The organism is Sphingomonas sp. AX6, from assembly GCF_902506605.1.
Classification (GTDB): domain Bacteria; phylum Pseudomonadota; class Alphaproteobacteria; order Sphingomonadales; family Sphingomonadaceae; genus Sphingomonas.
In genome coordinates, this window is the sequence record NZ_LR733979.1 from 500,948 (window position 1) to 515,767 (window position 14,820).

The window sequence follows — 14,820 nt, forward strand, 5'->3', positions numbered from 1 at the left end:
GGTGCAGGTTGAGCCATAATTGCCGCGTAGGAAGCGGGAGATTGGGACGAATGGCTCGAAACTCGAGCATTTATCTTTGCCTGTTGGCGATGATCGGGCTGGCGGTGGCGACGCTAGGTAGCCCGGCCCGCGCGGCGCATCGCGACCCCGGACCTGCCGCTTATCTCGACCACGCGCTGCACTTGCTTCGAACCAAGCACATCAATCGCGCCGCGGCCGATTGGCCGACGATCGAAGCCACAGCGCGCGCACGGATTCGCGATGCGAAGACGTCCACCGACACCTATCCGGCGATCCGCGAGGTGTTGGAGAGGCTGGGCGAGAAACATAGCGTTCTGGTGGAAGCTCGCCCCAAGCGGCATGCAGGTTTCGCGTCGGGCAACAGCGCGCAACCTGTGCCCGCAATGCAAATGCCGTTGCCCAGGGGAATCATCGCTCGCGCTCGCGTGGGCGTGGTTTGGCTGCCGTCGCTGAACACGCTGGGCGACGGCGGGCTGGCGGCGGGCCGGCGTTATGCGAGTGAATTGCGATCCGTGCTCGCGCGGCTGGACGGCGAGGCGGCCTGCGGCTGGCTCGTCGATCTGCGACAGAATGGCGGGGGCAATATGTGGCCCATGCTGAACGGGCTGGATCCGCTGTTGGGCAAGGCACCGTTCGGCCATTTCGTCGTCAGTGCCAGCGGAACCCAGCGCTGGGTACGGACGGCGGAGGGGATCGCGGCCTCGTCGGACGTTCCCCCCGCTGGGGAGCCCGGATTCTTTCTTAAGCATGCGGATGCACCGGTGGCCGTCCTCATCGGTCCGCAAACGGCGAGTTCGGGCGAAATGGTGGCGATCGCGCTGTTGGGACGGTCGGATGTAAGGACTTTCGGCGCGCCGACGGCAGGGTTGAGCACTGCGAATGAGACATATCCGCTGGGTGATGGTGCAATGCTGGCGATCACGACGATGACTGTCCGCGATCGGCTGGGCAGGGACTATCGTGGCCCGATCGGGCCGGATCAACGGACCGAGGGTGATGCCACCGAGATTGCTGCGATCGAGTGGCTCGAGGCATCGTGCCATTCGAAATATTGACCGGCTGCGAGCGGGCCGCCCGTCCGTGACGCCTCGTGAATTTGGCGATAGGACTGCGTTGCTTTGTCTGATGACGGCGCGCCCAGGCCTAAGCGGCGGACGCGCCTAAGAATGTAGCGCCAAGTCGCCTGTTGACCCCCGTCCCAAACCCGTTAAAGCCCAGCGTTCCGGGCATCCGGGCGATTAGCTCAGTTGGTAGAGCATCTCGTTTACACCGAGAGGGTCGGCGGTTCGAGCCCGTCATCGCCCACCATTCCCTTCTTGTTTCCTTTGCTAAAGGCGCCGCACCAAGCGCACGGCCTCCGCGATCCAGGCGGGGTCGGTGACGACTTGCTGCCGCTGGCCGCTGCCCAGCGGGAGCAGATGGAGTTTGCCTGGGGTTTCACCGCTAGGGGCTTCGCGACCGATCAGGCGACCGAACAAATAGCGACCGGCGGGACGGGGGACGAGGATGTCGCGGTTCAGGGCGTTGACGAAATGTTCGGGGTCGAGCCGTTCGCACCAGATGTCGTCGCCGCTGCGATAGTCGCCGATCCCGGCATGGACGGTGACCGCGATCAGACGCGGGGTTGGTTTTGGCGGGGTGACGCGCGATTTGTGGCGCGGGGCGCTGGCACCGTCGGCGTCCAGCATGGCAGCGACGGGAATGTCGGGGCGGTCGGGCATCGCGACGAGGTCCGATGCATCGACACCGAGCGCGTCGGCGATGCGGTTGAGCCAGCCGACCGAGACGGTGCGCGTGCCGGTTTCCAGCCGCCCGATCGTCTGTGCGGTGGTGGGTGGATTGCAGCGCTGGGCGACCTGGTCGAGGGTCAGGCCCTGGGCGCGGCGGACTTCGCGGATGGCGGTGATCATCGGATACTCCATTAACCGATCTGGTTTTTCTTCTTTCCTACAATGTGCCGTTGGTGGCAAGCCTCGTTTCGAAGGTGGAGGGAGAACGGCGCATGCGTGAACTGGTGGAGCGACGGTTGGACGGGCGGACGGCGGTGGCGGGGCGCGGGCGCAGCGTGACCGTCAATCTAGGAGAATCGGCGCTGAGTTGGTTGGGCGCGCGCAAGCATATCGATGCGCGGCAGATCGAGGCCGGGGAACGGCTGCGGACCGACTACGAACGCGCGTCTATCGCGCCCAGCGTGACGATGCGGTGGGACGTGTCGCCGCGGGGTGGCCGGGGCGATGTCCTCGATCCGACCATGGCGCAGATCGAAGCGAAGCGGCGGTTCGATGCGGCGATGGCGGGCGTGGGGCCGGGGTTGAGCGACGTGCTGTGGCGCGTGGTGTGCGCCGACGAGCGGCTGGCAGACGCCGAACGGGCGCTGGGTTGGCCTGCGCGCGCGGGCAAGCTGGTGCTGGGGTTGGCGCTCGACCGGTTGGCCGAGCATTATGGGCTCAGGCGTTAGGCGTGGTCTTTGGCCTGCGCAGGAAGCGACCGTAAAGCGCGCCGATACCGATTAGCGCGAGCCCCAGACCGAGAAAGGACAGGACGCGGAGGAAACCGTCGAGGCGAGCGGCATCCAGAAGGAATACTTTGAACGTGACGGCGGTAAGGAGCGCGATGCCGAGCGTGCGCAGGTCGCGCTTGTCGGTGGCAATACCGCGCCAGAGCCAGAACAGGCCGATGCCAAGCGGAACCGCGGAATAGCCCCAGTTTTCCATGACGACGATGCCGCCCGTCAGACTATCACCCTGGGCAAGCTGACGGACAAGTGCGAGCCCGGCCACCAGCGTCATCGCAGCGGCGGATGCGCGCAGCGACCGGTGCGGAGGCATGGTCCACAGCCAGAACGCGGCAAGGGTCGCGTGCGCGACCGCAAGGTTCAGCACCGGCAGCGGGCCGACCGATTGTGCGACGAAGGCGGCGTTGAAGACGATGAGGTCGAACCACAGGATGCGGAACAGCGCGAGGCCGGTGAGCAGCGCGGCAAGCATGGGCTGACGATCGGTGCGGCGCAGCCACCACGCGGCTGCAAGCAAGGCTTGAGTGATGACTGCGCGTTCGAGAAAGCCGTTGGCGGCGAACGCTTGTGGGGTGGCGATCGCGAAGACCTGCTTGGCAAGGATGTGGAGCGCGACCAGTGCGAGGCCGGTGGCGATGAGCGCGACTTGCGGGCGGTGCGCGGCGAAACTCTTCGCTTTCCATTTGAGCAGCCCGACGGCGGCAAGCGCAGGCACAGCAAAACTTAGCATTGCGGTCAGCGGACCGGGGAGTGCTGCGTAGATAAGCGCGTTGCCGGTCACGGCCTCCAATGCGGCGTTTACCCAGGCGAGCAGCGGTTGTGCGGCAGCGAGGATCGCCGCGGCGAAGGCGAGCGTCGGGAAGCGTGCGAGATCGCGGTCCGGCGTGCGATCGGCCCACCAGGCGAGCGCGGCCATCGCGACGACGATCGGTAGCGCGATCCAGGCAAAGGGAACGAGGCGATCGAGGGCGAGGACGAACAGGATTGCGGCGAATGCGCTCCCCAGGATCAGGCCGGGATCGCGGCTGTCGATCAGCGCGCGGCGTCTCCACGCGAGGCTGGCGCAGGCGGCGGCGAGTGCAAGGCCGCTCACCATCCAGAGCGTGTCGGCCAGGCGCGGGGCGATGGTGCCGAGCGCGATGATCCACGGGCCGGCTGTCCCTGCGACCGCGACCAGCGACCAGTTGCGATCGCGCATCGTCAGCGCGTGGCCGGTGCCACCGAACAGCAAGGTCGCGGCGACCGTCATCCAGGGGGCAGCACCAGGCTGGGGCTGGAACAGCGTCGTCGCGAGCAGGATCAGGACGAGCAGCGCGGCACCGACGGCGGCGATGACGAGGCGCGGGTCGCGCCACGCGAGGATGAGGGCGGCGGCGGAAAGGGTGATGTAGAAGCCCCAGGCAAGGCCTGAGAAATCGAGCGCGGGGGCAAGCAGCAGGAGCTGGACGAGACCGCCAGCAAGCGGGAGCAGGCGGACCCAGCCTACGCGCATTTCGGTCGCAGGGAGCGCCAACGTCGCGCCGATCGACAGCAGCACGACGAACAGCCCGACCGCGGGAAGGTCACCGGGGCCGAGCAGGAACAGGAGCAGGTTGATCCAGGCGAAGCCGCTCGCGGTGGCGGCGAGCGCGAGCCAGGCCCAGCCGCGATGGATGGCGAGCCCGAACAGCGCCGCGACGAACAGACCGAGATAGACAAGCAGCGGACCGATGCCCGCCACGTCGAACCCGGCGATCAGGGGTGCGGCGAACCCGCCGACCAGCGCCATCACCGCGGTCGGCGGGCCGTGGCGCAGCGCGAGGACGAGGCCCGCTGCGGTGACGCCGATCATCAGGACGAAAGCGGGAAGCGGCGTAATCAGATCGTAGAGCGCGGCGGCCATGTAGAGCGTGCCATATGCGGAGGCGATGCCCGCGCCCGCCAACACCTGGCCGATGCGCGGATCGTCGGCGGTGGCGGGGATGCGGCGCGCAGCTTCGCTGGCGGTGATCAGCGCGACGGCGAACAGTGCAGCGAGCACGACTCGAACGCCGGGGCCGAGGAGGCCGGATTCTATGGACCAACGGACGAGAAAAAAACCGGCGAGGACGAGGGCGGCGCCGCCGATCCAGATGGGGAGGCGACCCGCGATCATCGATTCCAGGTCGAGCGGGGGACGAGCGGGAGGCGTCGGAATTTCGGCATCGGTTGGTGGTGCGACGGGCGCGGCTTGGGTGGCGCGGCTCGCGGGGAAACGCCAGGGGGCGATCCGGGATTTTGTCGCGGTCGACGGCAGATCTTCGACTGGCTGCCACCTGCCCAGCAGATCGACCATCGCCTCGAGATCGTTAGCGCGGCGTTCGACCGCAGACAGGCGGCGGTGGAGATGTACGGCTACCCCGGCGAGGATTAGCACGGCCAGCAACAACAGGCCGGTCACGCGAGGGTTCCGTTACGCATCGCATGGGCTTTTCGCACATGGCGCGGGGCTTGTCTCGTGGCGATTGGGCGTAAAACTGGAGCCTGTGCGAAGCACTTGCGTTGCCACGCCGCCGTTTGTTGGCTGGCGCTACCCCTCGCCAGCGCGATCCGCAGCGACTATCTGAACCATGATGCGGATCGAATTTATAAAATGTCATGGGTCGGGGAATGATTTTCCGTTGGTCGATGGGCGGGGTTGGGCGTGGGCTGACGCCCGATGGGCAGCGCTGGCGCGGGCGATGGCCGATCGTGAGGGGCCGGTAGGGGGCGACGGGTTGCTGGCGCTGGTCGAGGGGGACGAAGGCCATGCCTTTGGGATGCGGATGTTCAATTCGGACGGGTCGGAGGCGGAGACGTGTCTGAACGGGTTGCGGTGTACCGCACGACTGGGGTTCGAATTGCTGGGGCTGGACCGTGCGCGGGTGAATTTGAAGACGAGTAGCGCGGACGTTGCACGGGCAGATCCGGTGGCGCCGGGGGTCGAGACGATCCTGACGCGGGTGGGTCCGGTTTCGACCGCGACGCGCGATGTGGGGTTGCGGATCGCGGCCGCGGAGGTGGTCGATGCTCCGATTGCCGAGTTGCCGAGTGCGCGCAGCTTCACCGCGGTGGCGATGCCCAATCCGCATCTGGTGACGTTCGTCGAGCGTGTGGACGAAGGCGAACTGGTGGCGCTGGGCGAATGGTGCGAGGCCGCGCCCATGGTGCTGCCTGCGCGCGGCAATGTGAGTTTCGTTGCCCAAGAGGATGCAGAGACGATCTTTGTCCGCACGTTCGAGCGCGGGGTCGGTCTGACGGACAGTTGCGGGAGCGCGATGGCCGCATCGACGCTCTCCGCCGTGTTGACCGGGCGAGTGGCCGAGGCGCGATGGGTGACGGTGCGCAATCGCGGCGGGCTGGTCCGTGCAATGGTCGAACGCGGCGATGGCGGTCCGGTGGTGTCGATCGCGGGCAATGCCACGTTCGAGGCGGATCGAGTCGTCGAATGTGATCCCGCAACGGGCACGCTGGGCGCGGTGGAGACGGTGCGCGAGCGACGCGACGAGATTGCGGCCTGGGCAGGCGTGCTGGCCGCGCGCTGATCGGTGGTTGCGCGGGGCCGGTGACCGGGTTAGAGGCGCGGCCATTCGCATGGACCCGGTGAAATTCCGGGTGGCTATTCCGGCCGCCGATCCGCCGGACAACAACGCACATCCTTCATTCCGTTCGGACCGCTTTGCCAGAGCGATGTGATGTGCCCTTGTTGTGGACCCAAAATGCCCACCCAGTTTTCATCTCTTCGCCGTCAGTGGTTTACCGACGGCGCATCGGCGCGGCGCGAGTTGCTGGCCGGAATCGTCGTCGCCCTGGCGCTGATCCCCGAGGCGATCGGATTTTCGATCATCGCAGGCGTCGATCCGCGCGTCGGGCTGTACGCGTCGGTCGTGATCGCGATCGTCATCGCCTTTACCGGCGGGCGCACCGGCATGATTTCGGCAGCGACCGCCGCGGTCGCAGTGCTGGTGATCCCGCTAGTCCGCGACCACGGGGTCGAATATCTGTTCGCGGCGACGATCCTGATGGGCCTGATCCAGATGGTCGCGGGGCTGCTGAGACTGCACCTGTTAATGCAGTTCGTGTCGCGGTCGGTGATTACCGGTTTCGTCAATGCGCTGGCGATCCTGATCTTCATGGCGCAGATCCCGCAACTGACGGGCGTGGGTTGGGAAACCTATGCGATGATCGCGGGTGGGCTGGCTATCATCTACCTGTTGCCGCGGCTGACCAAGGCGGTGCCGTCGCCGCTGGTCGCGATCGCGGTGCTATCGGCGATCAGCATCGGGTTCGGCCTGCCGGTCAACACGGTGGGCGACATGGGCGCGCTGCCCGAGGGGCTGCCCGCGTTCGCGCTGCCCGATGTGCCGCTGACGTGGGAAACGCTGCGGATCATCCTGCCCTATTCATTGACGATGGCGGCGGTCGGGTTGCTGGAAAGCCTGCTGACCGCACAGATCGTCGACGACATGACCGATACCGACAGCGACAAGCAGCGCGAGTGCGGCGGCCAGGGCGGAGCGAACATCGTCGCGGCGTTGTTCGGCGGGATGGGCGGATGCGCGATGATCGGCCAGTCGGTGATCAACGTGACGTCGGGCGGGCGCGGGCGGTTATCGACCTTTACCGCAGGCGCGTTCCTGCTCTTTCTGCTCGCGGTGCTGGGACCGTTCGTGGGGCAGGTGCCGATGCCGGCATTGGTCGCGGTGATGATCATGGTGTCGATCGGCACATTCAGCTGGAACTCGATCATCAACTTGCGCCGCCATCCGCCGGTATCGTCGATCGTCATGCTGACGACGGTGGCGGTGGTGGTTGCGACCCATGATTTGTCACTGGGCGTGCTGGCGGGGGTGCTGCTGTCGGGCGTGTTCTTTGCGGGCAAGGTGCAGCGCATGTTCGCGGTCGAGCGGACAGAGGCAGTGGACGGGCGCATGGCGACATACCGGGTCACGGGCCAGATGTTCTTCGCATCGGTCGACCGGTTCACCCGCGCATTCCAGAGTGAGCGCGAGGGGACCGAAATCGTGATCGACGTGTCGGCGGCGCATTTCTGGGACATTTCGGGCGTGGGCGCGCTGGACAAGGTGGTGGCGCGGCTGCGGCGCGAAGGATGCGTGGTCGAGGTGATCGGATATAACCGCGCCAGCGCGGACATCGTCGACAAGTTCGCGCTGCACGACAAGACCGGGGTGGAGATGGGGCTTGTGCCGAACTAATCAGAATATAACCCATCTGGAACATCAAACTTGACATCGTCACGCTGATATGGCACATGACGTGAACGATGAGGAATTGCGGGCGGTGACGAACGGGTCGGCCGCCGCAGGGTGATCCGACATCAAGCGATAGACAGTTCGACCGGGCCGGAGCGGAGACGCTTTCCGGCCCGAATCGTGTTCGGAAGGGGCGATGCATGGGTGGGACCGTGATCAGCGTGAAGGGGAAGCCGAAGGCACAAACGGCCAAGGCGAGCAGTTTCGGGGTCACCAAGCGAACCAGGTTCCTGGATGCGCTGGCATTGACGTGCAACGTCACGCGGGCCGCAGCCCATGCAGGGGTATCGGCCTCTACCGTCTGGCGCGCGCGGCACCGCGACCCGGTGTTCCAGGAGGAATGGCGCGAGGCGCTGGCGATCGGATATGATCGGTTGGAGGCTCTGGTGCTGGAACATGGCGGGGCGGGCGAGCGGATCGTGCCCGACCCGACGCGGGTTGGCGAAGACGGCGCGGACGCCGCTTCGGTCGCCGAGCCGTTCGATTTCGATCGCGCGATGAAAGTCCTGATCTATCGCCGGGGCGAGCGCAACGGCGAGCCGAACCGGCGCACCGGTCGCCCGCGGGGCCAGGCGACGCGCGAAGAAACCAACGCCGCATTGCTGAAAGCGTTGAACGCGGCGAAGCGGCGCGTCGAGAAGCAGCGTGAGCAGGAATAGGCGCGAAGGGGCAGGCGAGCCGATCGATGATCGGGCGATCGACGAGGTGGCAATGATCGCAGCCATACGGTCGCTGCCCGAGGACGAGTTGCGCCGCGTGCTGAATATGCTGACCGATCGGCAAGCGCGCGAATTGCATAAAAGATGGCCGCTATGGGCACATGCCGGGCAACTCGCGCCGCCGGGGGACTGGCGGGTGTGGTTGATCCGTGCCGGACGCGGGTTCGGGAAAACGCGCGCGGGGGCGGAATGGGTGAGCGAATGGGCGCGGGTCGACAAGAACGCACGCATCGCGCTGGTCGGGGCGACCGCGGACGATGTCGCCAAGGTGATGATCGAAGGGCCGAGCGGGGTGATCGCGGTGGCGCGCGTCGGCGAGACGGTGACATGGCGGGCGAGCGCCGGCGAGGTGACGTTCCATTCGGGGGCGAAGGGCTTCGTCTATTCGGCCGAGGCACCCGAGAAACTGCGCGGGCCGGAACATCATGCGGCGTGGTGCGACGAGCTGGCCAAATGGCGGCGCGGGGACGCGACCTGGGATAATCTGACGATGGGGATGCGGCTGGGCGAGCGGCCGCGTGTGGTGGTGACGACGACGCCGCGCCCGGTGAAGCTGATGAAGCGAGTGATGGGCTTGGCCGATTGCGTCGAGACGCTTGGGCGGACGCGGGACAATCCGCATTTGCCCGACAGTTTCGTGGGCGCGATGACCGGCGAATATGGCGCGACGTTGCTGGGGCGGCAGGAGCTGGACGGCGAGCTGGTCGAGGATGTCGCGGGGGCGCTGTGGACGCGTCGGCTGATCGAGCGGGTGCGGGTGCGGGGGCTGCCCGAAGTGACGCGCGTGGTGGTGGGGGTGGACCCTCCGGCAAGCATAGGCGGCGATGCCTGCGGGATCGTCGCGGTGGCGCTGGGGGCGGATGGGTTCGGCTATGTGCTCGAGGATGCGAGCGTGGTGGGGGCGAGCCCGCGCGGTTGGGCGGATGCGGTGGCTGCCTGTGCGGAGCATTGGGAGGCAGACAAGGTGATCGCGGAGGCCAACCAAGGCGGCGAAATGGTGCGCACCACGCTCCATGCGTCCAGTGTGACGATGCCGGTGGCGCTGGTTCATGCGAGCCGGGGAAAGGTCGCGCGGGCCGAACCGGTGGCGGCGCTGTACGAGCGCGGGCGGGTGTTTCATGTTGGCGCATTCGCCGCTTTGGAAGACGAGATGTGCGGGCTGGTCACGGGGGGCGGATACGAAGGGCCGGGACGGTCGCCCGACCGGGCGGACGCGCTGGTATGGGCGCTGACCGCGCTGATGCTGGGCGGCGGGGGTGAGCGTGCGGGGGTTGTGAGGGGTCGCCCGCACTACTATGATAAAATCATAGGAGACTGGCCGTGAATAAACCTGTGACGGTGACGTTGGGCGCGATGGGGGATCGAGCGCGGGCGCATGTGGAGTCCGGGCGCTATGCTTCGCTGAGCGAAGTGATGCGCGCGGGATTGCGGGCACTGGATCGCGAGGAGGCGGCGCTTGATGCGTTGTTGAAAGCGAAGGTCGAGGCGGCGCTGGCGGATGATCGGCCGCTGGTGCCAGCAGCCGAGGTATTCGCGTCGATCCGGGAAGCGGCCAAGGCGCGGCGTGGAGCGGGCTGAACTATCCTTCCATCCGCAGGCCGAGGCCGACCTTGCGGAGTTGTTTCGCCGGATCGAGGCTGAGGCGGGCGCTGACGTTGCCGACCGCTATCTGGCGCGGATCGAAGCGAAATGTGCGATGCTGACGGCCTATCCCAATCGCGGAAGTCCGCGTGACGATTTGGGCGCAGGCATTCGGACGCAGAGTTTCGAGCGGCGGCTGGTGATCGCTTACCGGGTCGAAGGGGATCAGGTGGTTATTCTGGCTGTAGCGCACGGAGCGCGTGAACAGGTGCTGATGCCCGAAGCGTAGTCGTTCGCCGCGCGTCGGCGGCCGCGGACGGACCATCAAAGTCCATTGGAGAAACACATGAAATGGTTCGGCAGGAAGGCTGCCGGGCGCGAATTGTCGCGTCCGGCGTTGGCGCGGTCCACGAGTGGCGTGCCGCTGATCGGGGAGTGGCCGCGCGGCTATGAGGCGCAGGTGCGCGAGGGCTATGCGGGCAATCCGGTGGCGCAGCGTGCGGTGCGGCTGGTGGTCGAGGGGGTGGGGGCGGCACCGTTGACCGCGTCGGAGCCGGGGATCGAGGCGCTGGTGCGGGCGCGGTCGGGGGGGCAGCAATTGGTGGAGACGGTGGCGGCTCAGTTGCTGCTCCACGGCAATGCCTATGTCCAGATCCTGTGCGGGTGCGATGGCGGGGCGGCGGAGTTGTATGCGCTGAGGCCCGAGCGGGTCGCGATCGAGGGGGACGCGAGCGGCTGGCCGATGGCGTATCGATACCGGGTGGGCGAGCGGGTGACGCGGATCGCTTCGGAGGACGAAGCGGGTCGTCCGGCGATCGTGCACCTCAAAGGCTTTCATCCGCTCGACGATCATTATGGGCTGGGGTGCCTGGGCGCGGCGGCGGGGGCGGTCGCGATCCACAATGCGGCGACCAAGTGGAACAAGGCGCTGCTCGACAATGCGGCGCGGCCTTCGGGGGCGTTGGTCTATGAAACGCGCGACGGGGCGGCGCTGTCGGCTTCGCAGTTCGAGCGGTTGCAGGAGGAAATGCGCGCGGCGTTCCAGGGGGCGGCGAATGCGGGGCGGCCAATGCTGCTCGATGGCGGATTGAAATGGCAGGCGATGAGCCTGTCGCCCGCGGACATGGATTTCGTCGCGCTGAAGGCGGCGGCGGCGCGGGAGATCGCGCTGGCGTTCGGGGTGCCGCCGATGCTGATCGGGCTGCCCGGCGACAACAGCTATGCCAATTACCGCGAGGCCAACAAGGCGCTGTGGCGGCTGTCGATCCTGCCGCTGGCGGACAAGATTTACGGGGCGCTGGGACAGGCGTTGGCGAGCTGGTTTCCGGGGGCGTCGGTGGCGATCGATTTGAACCGGGTGCCGGCGCTGGCGGAGGACCGTGCGGCGATCTGGGAACAGGTGAAGGGCGCGGATTTTCTGCACGCGGATGAGAAGCGGAAGCTGTTGGGGCTGGCGTGAGTCGGCACCTCGATACGAGACCTCGATACGCCGCTGACGCGGCTACTCGGCCTCTACTCGGCACGAACGGGAATTGGGGAGCGGTGGGATGAGCGATGGGGCGGTGCTCGCTCAGTTGATCGGGCAGGCGGAGGGGCGCGGGGCGGATTTGGCGACGTTGCGCGCGATTGCGGAGGAAGCGGGCGAGCAGGGGGCAGCGCGGGCGTTGAAGCGGCTGGGGCTCGATGATCCAGCGGCGGCAAAGGATATGGCGGAGTTGCGCGAGCTGCTGGGGGCGTGGCGGGATGCCAAGCGCTCGGCGTTGCGCGCGGCGATCGGGTGGGTGGCTCGGTTGATGCTGGCGCTGGTGCTGGTGGGGCTGGCCGTTCGACTGGGGTTCGACGGGTGGGTGAAGTGAGTTTCGCTCAAAGTGGTACTTTGAGCGAGTTGGCGCACGAGGAGGCCGCGACAGGCAGTCGCGCAGTCCGGTTTGCGGGCTATGCGGCGGTGTTCGATGCGGTGGATCGCGGGGGCGATGTCGTGCGTCGGGGGGCGTTTGCCGATGTGCCTGGGACGGTGCCGTTGCTGTGGCAGCATGGCGGGCGGGCGGTTGGCGAGGTTCGGGTGCTGGGGGAGGATGCCCGAGGGCTTCGGGTGATCGGATCGGTTGCGGAGCCTCGGTTGGCGGCGTTGGTCGCGAAGGGCGCGGTGACGGGGTTGAGTTTTGGGTATCGGGCGCGCGGGGTTCGGCGCGGGGCGGTGCGGGAATTGACCGAGGTCGAGTTGGTCGAGGTTAGTCTGGTGGCGCAACCGATGCAGAGGTTGGCCCGGGTTCATGCGGTGGAGTCTGGCGGATAGGCGCTGTCTGCTGTCCAAGAAGAAGGACAGTGCCCTTCGACTGCCTGCCAAGGCAGGCGCTCAGGAGAGCCTTCGACAAGCTCAGCACGAACGGAAAAGAAGGAATGACGGGTGGGCGTGGCCGCATTGGCTGCGCCCTTTTTCATGTGTGGAGATGATGAATGAGCGACGGTGTGATGGATGTGCTGGGCGAGAGCTTTGCAGGGGTGGATCAGCGCGGCGTGGTGGCGCGGCCGATGCTGGCGGGGAGCGACGCGCACGTTGGCGGCGGTGCGTTCGACGGGTTCCTGCGTTCGGGCGGCGGGGTGCTCGAGCTAAAGGCGATGTCGGGGGTTACCGGGGCCGAGGGCGGCTATGCGGTGCCGCGCGAGATCGATGCGATGATCGATGCGACGCTGGCCGCTGTGTCTCCGATCCGCAGCGTCGCCAATGTGGTGCAGGTCGGTTCGGCGGGCTATCGCAAGCTGGTGGCGTCGGGGGGTACGCCGTCGGGCTGGGCGGCGGAGACCGAAGCCCGCGGACAGACCGATACGCCGGTGTTCAACGAGATCGCGCCGCCGATGGGCGACCTGTTCGCCAATCCGGCGGCGAGCCAGGCGATGCTGGACGATGCCGGGTTCGACGTTGAGGGCTGGCTGGCCGAGGAAGTGGCGCGGGAGTTTGCGCGGGCCGAAGGGGCGGCGTTCGTCAGCGGTTCGGGCGTCAATCGGCCGCGCGGGTTCCTGACATCGCCAACCGCGACGACGGGCGACGGGACACGTGCGTTCGGGACGCTTCAGCATATCGTGTCGGGGGCGGCGGGGGGCTTTGCGGCCAACCCGGAAGAGAAGCTGATCGACCTGATGCAGGCGCTCCGTTCGCCCTATCGCCAGGGGGCGGTGTGGGTGATGAATTCGGCGACGCTGGCGCGGTTGCGCAAGTTCAAGACCAGCGATGGCGCATTCCTGTGGCAGCCGGGTCTGACCGAGGGACAGCCCGCGACCTTGCTCGGTCACGGCGTGGTCGAGGCGGAGGACATGCCCGACATCGCGGCGGGTTCGCTTTCGATCGCGTTCGGCAATTTCAAGGCGGGGTATCTGATCGCCGAACGGTCGGAGACGCAGGTGCTGCGTGATCCCTATTCGAACAAACCGTTCGTGCATTTCTACGCCACCAAGCGTGTCGGCGGATGTGTGAGCAATTCGGAAGCGATCAAGCTGATGAAGTTCGCCGCGAGCTGATCGCGGCGGGGGCGGCGCGTTGCGGGGCGAGCCGCCCCATTCATTCGGGACAATCGGATTCAAGGGAGATGTCGATGGAGCGGGATCCGATTCCCGAGGCGGTCGTCGCGGCCGCCGCGGAAGGCGTGCGCGCCTATCTGCGTGGGGGGCTGAGCGAGGCGGACGGTCTGGTCGAGCGGATGGCGGCGAGCGCGATCGCGTTGTTTGAGGCCTTTGCCGGGCGGGTGCTGATCGACCGCGGGTTTCGCGAGACGGTAGCAAGCGGCATTCGCTGGCAGCGGCTGGAGGCGACGCCGGTGCGGTCGATCGACCTGGTCGAGGGATTGCCCGCCGAAGGACCGGCGTTTGCAATGCCGATGGGAAGCTATGCGATCGATCTGGACGCGAGCGGCGACGGCTGGGTTCGGGTCAGTCTGGCTGGCATTGCCGGACGTATCCGCGTGACGGTGAGCGCGGGCGACTGTGCCGATTGGGAAGCGGTGCCGGGGCCGGTCGCGCAAGGGATCGTGCTGCTGGCGGCGCACATGATCGAGGGGCGCAGCGAAGGCGCGCCGCCCGCCGCGGTGAGCGCGCTGTGGCGACCCTATCGCCGGATGCGGATTTCGGGAGCGATGCGATGACGCCGGGCGAGCGGCTGGTTACTGCGGTGGTGGCTGCGCTGGAGGCGGCGGACGGGATTGCGGGTGTGGTGCCGGTATTCGACGCGCCGCCCAGCCGGGCTGCGCGGCCGCATCTCGTGATCGACGAGCCGGTGCAGGGCGACTGGGGCGCGAAGGGGGTCGAGGCGCGCGAGTATCGGGTGACGGTGCGCGGGCACGACAGCGGCGAGCGACCGGTTCGGCTGCGGGGCGTTGGCGAGGCGGTGGACGGCGCGATGCGCGGGCTGCCGCGCGATCTGGGTGACGGCTGGGGATTGGCCAGCGTGGCGCTGCTGCGTCGCCGGATCTTACGTGAGGGTGGCGATCGGTGGGTTGCGAGCAGCGAGTGGCGCGTGCGGATGGTTCGGGGGCCAGGCTGACCCTGCCCTGAATCGTCACCCCGGCTGAAGTGCCGGGGTCCACCGGGCGGCACCATCATCGTTCAATGTTCTAGCGACGCGCAAGCGGCTTGGTGGACCCCGGCACTTCGGCCGGGGTGACGGGCATTATCGGAGGGCTGCGCGCTGGTTCAGCAGCCTTCGTTGGAAACAATTGGTTGG

General features: G+C 67.2%; 16 protein-coding genes, 1 tRNA gene and 1 other annotated feature. Of the genes, 15 read left to right on the top strand and 2 right to left on the bottom strand.

What is annotated here, in order from left to right; all coding sequences use genetic code 11:
* Positions 1-50: 50 nt before the first annotated feature.
* Positions 51-1,076, top strand: a complete 1,026-nt coding sequence (locus ENHY17A_RS02480; RefSeq protein ID WP_159709757.1) for a S41 family peptidase — start codon at positions 51-53, stop codon at positions 1,074-1,076.
* Between the two features lie 177 nt (positions 1,077-1,253).
* Positions 1,254-1,329 (top strand) — tRNA-Val (locus tag ENHY17A_RS02485).
* A gap of 20 nt (positions 1,330-1,349) precedes the next feature.
* Here ENHY17A_RS02485 and ENHY17A_RS02490 read toward each other — a convergent pair.
* Complete coding sequence (locus ENHY17A_RS02490; RefSeq protein WP_159709759.1) at positions 1,350-1,931, bottom strand: helix-turn-helix domain-containing protein; 582 nt, start codon at positions 1,929-1,931, stop codon at positions 1,350-1,352.
* Positions 1,932-2,023: 92 nt separating this feature from the next.
* Here ENHY17A_RS02490 and ENHY17A_RS02495 point away from each other — a divergent pair, with 92 nt between their 5' ends.
* Complete coding sequence (locus tag ENHY17A_RS02495; protein WP_159709761.1) at positions 2,024-2,479, top strand: DUF6456 domain-containing protein; 456 nt, start codon at positions 2,024-2,026, stop codon at positions 2,477-2,479.
* On the opposite strand, the gene ENHY17A_RS02500 is transcribed toward ENHY17A_RS02495, so the two are convergent.
* The gene (locus tag ENHY17A_RS02500; protein ID WP_159709763.1) at positions 2,469-4,955 is read right to left on the bottom strand and encodes a DUF2339 domain-containing protein; all 2,487 of its coding nucleotides are present in this window, start codon (positions 4,953-4,955) and stop codon (positions 2,469-2,471) included. The two genes, ENHY17A_RS02495 and ENHY17A_RS02500, sit on opposite strands and share 11 nt — an antisense overlap.
* Before the next feature lie 172 nt (positions 4,956-5,127).
* Between ENHY17A_RS02500 and dapF the strand changes: the two genes are divergently transcribed.
* The 12 genes from dapF to ENHY17A_RS02560 all read left to right on the top strand — a co-directional run bounded on the left by dapF (position 5,128) and on the right by ENHY17A_RS02560 (position 14,640).
* Positions 5,128-6,078, top strand: a complete 951-nt coding sequence (gene dapF, locus ENHY17A_RS02505) for a diaminopimelate epimerase (RefSeq protein WP_159709765.1) — start codon at positions 5,128-5,130, stop codon at positions 6,076-6,078.
* 48 nt (positions 6,079-6,126) lie between these two features.
* Positions 6,127-6,182: a sequence feature (sul1 is cis-regulatory element that is thought to sense ions involved in sulfur or methionine metabolism; They are found in Alphaproteobacteria), on the top strand.
* A 70-nt stretch (positions 6,183-6,252) separates the two neighbouring features.
* Positions 6,253-7,749 (top strand): SulP family inorganic anion transporter, encoded by a 1,497-nt coding sequence (locus tag ENHY17A_RS02510; RefSeq protein ID WP_159709767.1) that lies wholly within the window; start codon positions 6,253-6,255, stop codon positions 7,747-7,749.
* A 197-nt stretch (positions 7,750-7,946) separates the two neighbouring features.
* Positions 7,947-8,465, top strand: coding sequence for a hypothetical protein (locus tag ENHY17A_RS02515; protein WP_159709769.1), 519 nt, complete (start codon positions 7,947-7,949; stop codon positions 8,463-8,465).
* A gap of 52 nt (positions 8,466-8,517) precedes the next feature.
* Entirely contained in the window at positions 8,518-9,849 is a 1,332-nt protein-coding gene (locus tag ENHY17A_RS02520) for a DNA-packaging protein (protein ID WP_201296422.1), read from the top strand.
* A complete protein-coding gene (locus ENHY17A_RS02525; RefSeq protein WP_328799124.1) occupies positions 9,846-10,103 on the top strand; it encodes a ribbon-helix-helix domain-containing protein in 258 nt (85 codons plus the stop codon). Before ENHY17A_RS02520 ends, ENHY17A_RS02525 begins: the two co-directional genes overlap by 4 nt.
* Entirely contained in the window at positions 10,090-10,395 is a 306-nt protein-coding gene (locus ENHY17A_RS02530; RefSeq protein ID WP_236547705.1) for a type II toxin-antitoxin system RelE/ParE family toxin, read from the top strand. The genes ENHY17A_RS02525 and ENHY17A_RS02530 overlap by 14 nt, the downstream gene beginning before the upstream one ends.
* A 57-nt stretch (positions 10,396-10,452) precedes the next feature.
* Entirely contained in the window at positions 10,453-11,565 is a 1,113-nt protein-coding gene (locus ENHY17A_RS02535; protein ID WP_159709773.1) for a phage portal protein, read from the top strand.
* 88 nt (positions 11,566-11,653) lie between these two features.
* Positions 11,654-11,962 (top strand): DUF6127 family protein, encoded by a 309-nt coding sequence (locus ENHY17A_RS02540; protein ID WP_159709775.1) that lies wholly within the window; start codon positions 11,654-11,656, stop codon positions 11,960-11,962.
* Positions 11,963-11,991: 29 nt separating this feature from the next.
* Positions 11,992-12,402, top strand: a complete 411-nt coding sequence (locus ENHY17A_RS02545) for an HK97 family phage prohead protease (RefSeq protein WP_159714055.1) — start codon at positions 11,992-11,994, stop codon at positions 12,400-12,402.
* Between the two features lie 161 nt (positions 12,403-12,563).
* The gene (locus ENHY17A_RS02550) at positions 12,564-13,622 is read left to right on the top strand and encodes a phage major capsid protein (protein WP_159709777.1); all 1,059 of its coding nucleotides are present in this window, start codon (positions 12,564-12,566) and stop codon (positions 13,620-13,622) included.
* Between the two features lie 74 nt (positions 13,623-13,696).
* Positions 13,697-14,242: a head-tail connector protein gene (locus ENHY17A_RS02555; protein ID WP_159709779.1), complete on the top strand. Its 546-nt coding sequence runs from the start codon at positions 13,697-13,699 to the stop codon at positions 14,240-14,242.
* Entirely contained in the window at positions 14,239-14,640 is a 402-nt protein-coding gene (locus ENHY17A_RS02560) for a DUF3168 domain-containing protein (RefSeq protein WP_159709781.1), read from the top strand. The genes ENHY17A_RS02555 and ENHY17A_RS02560 overlap by 4 nt, the downstream gene beginning before the upstream one ends.
* The last annotated feature ends 180 nt before the right edge of the window (positions 14,641-14,820 follow it).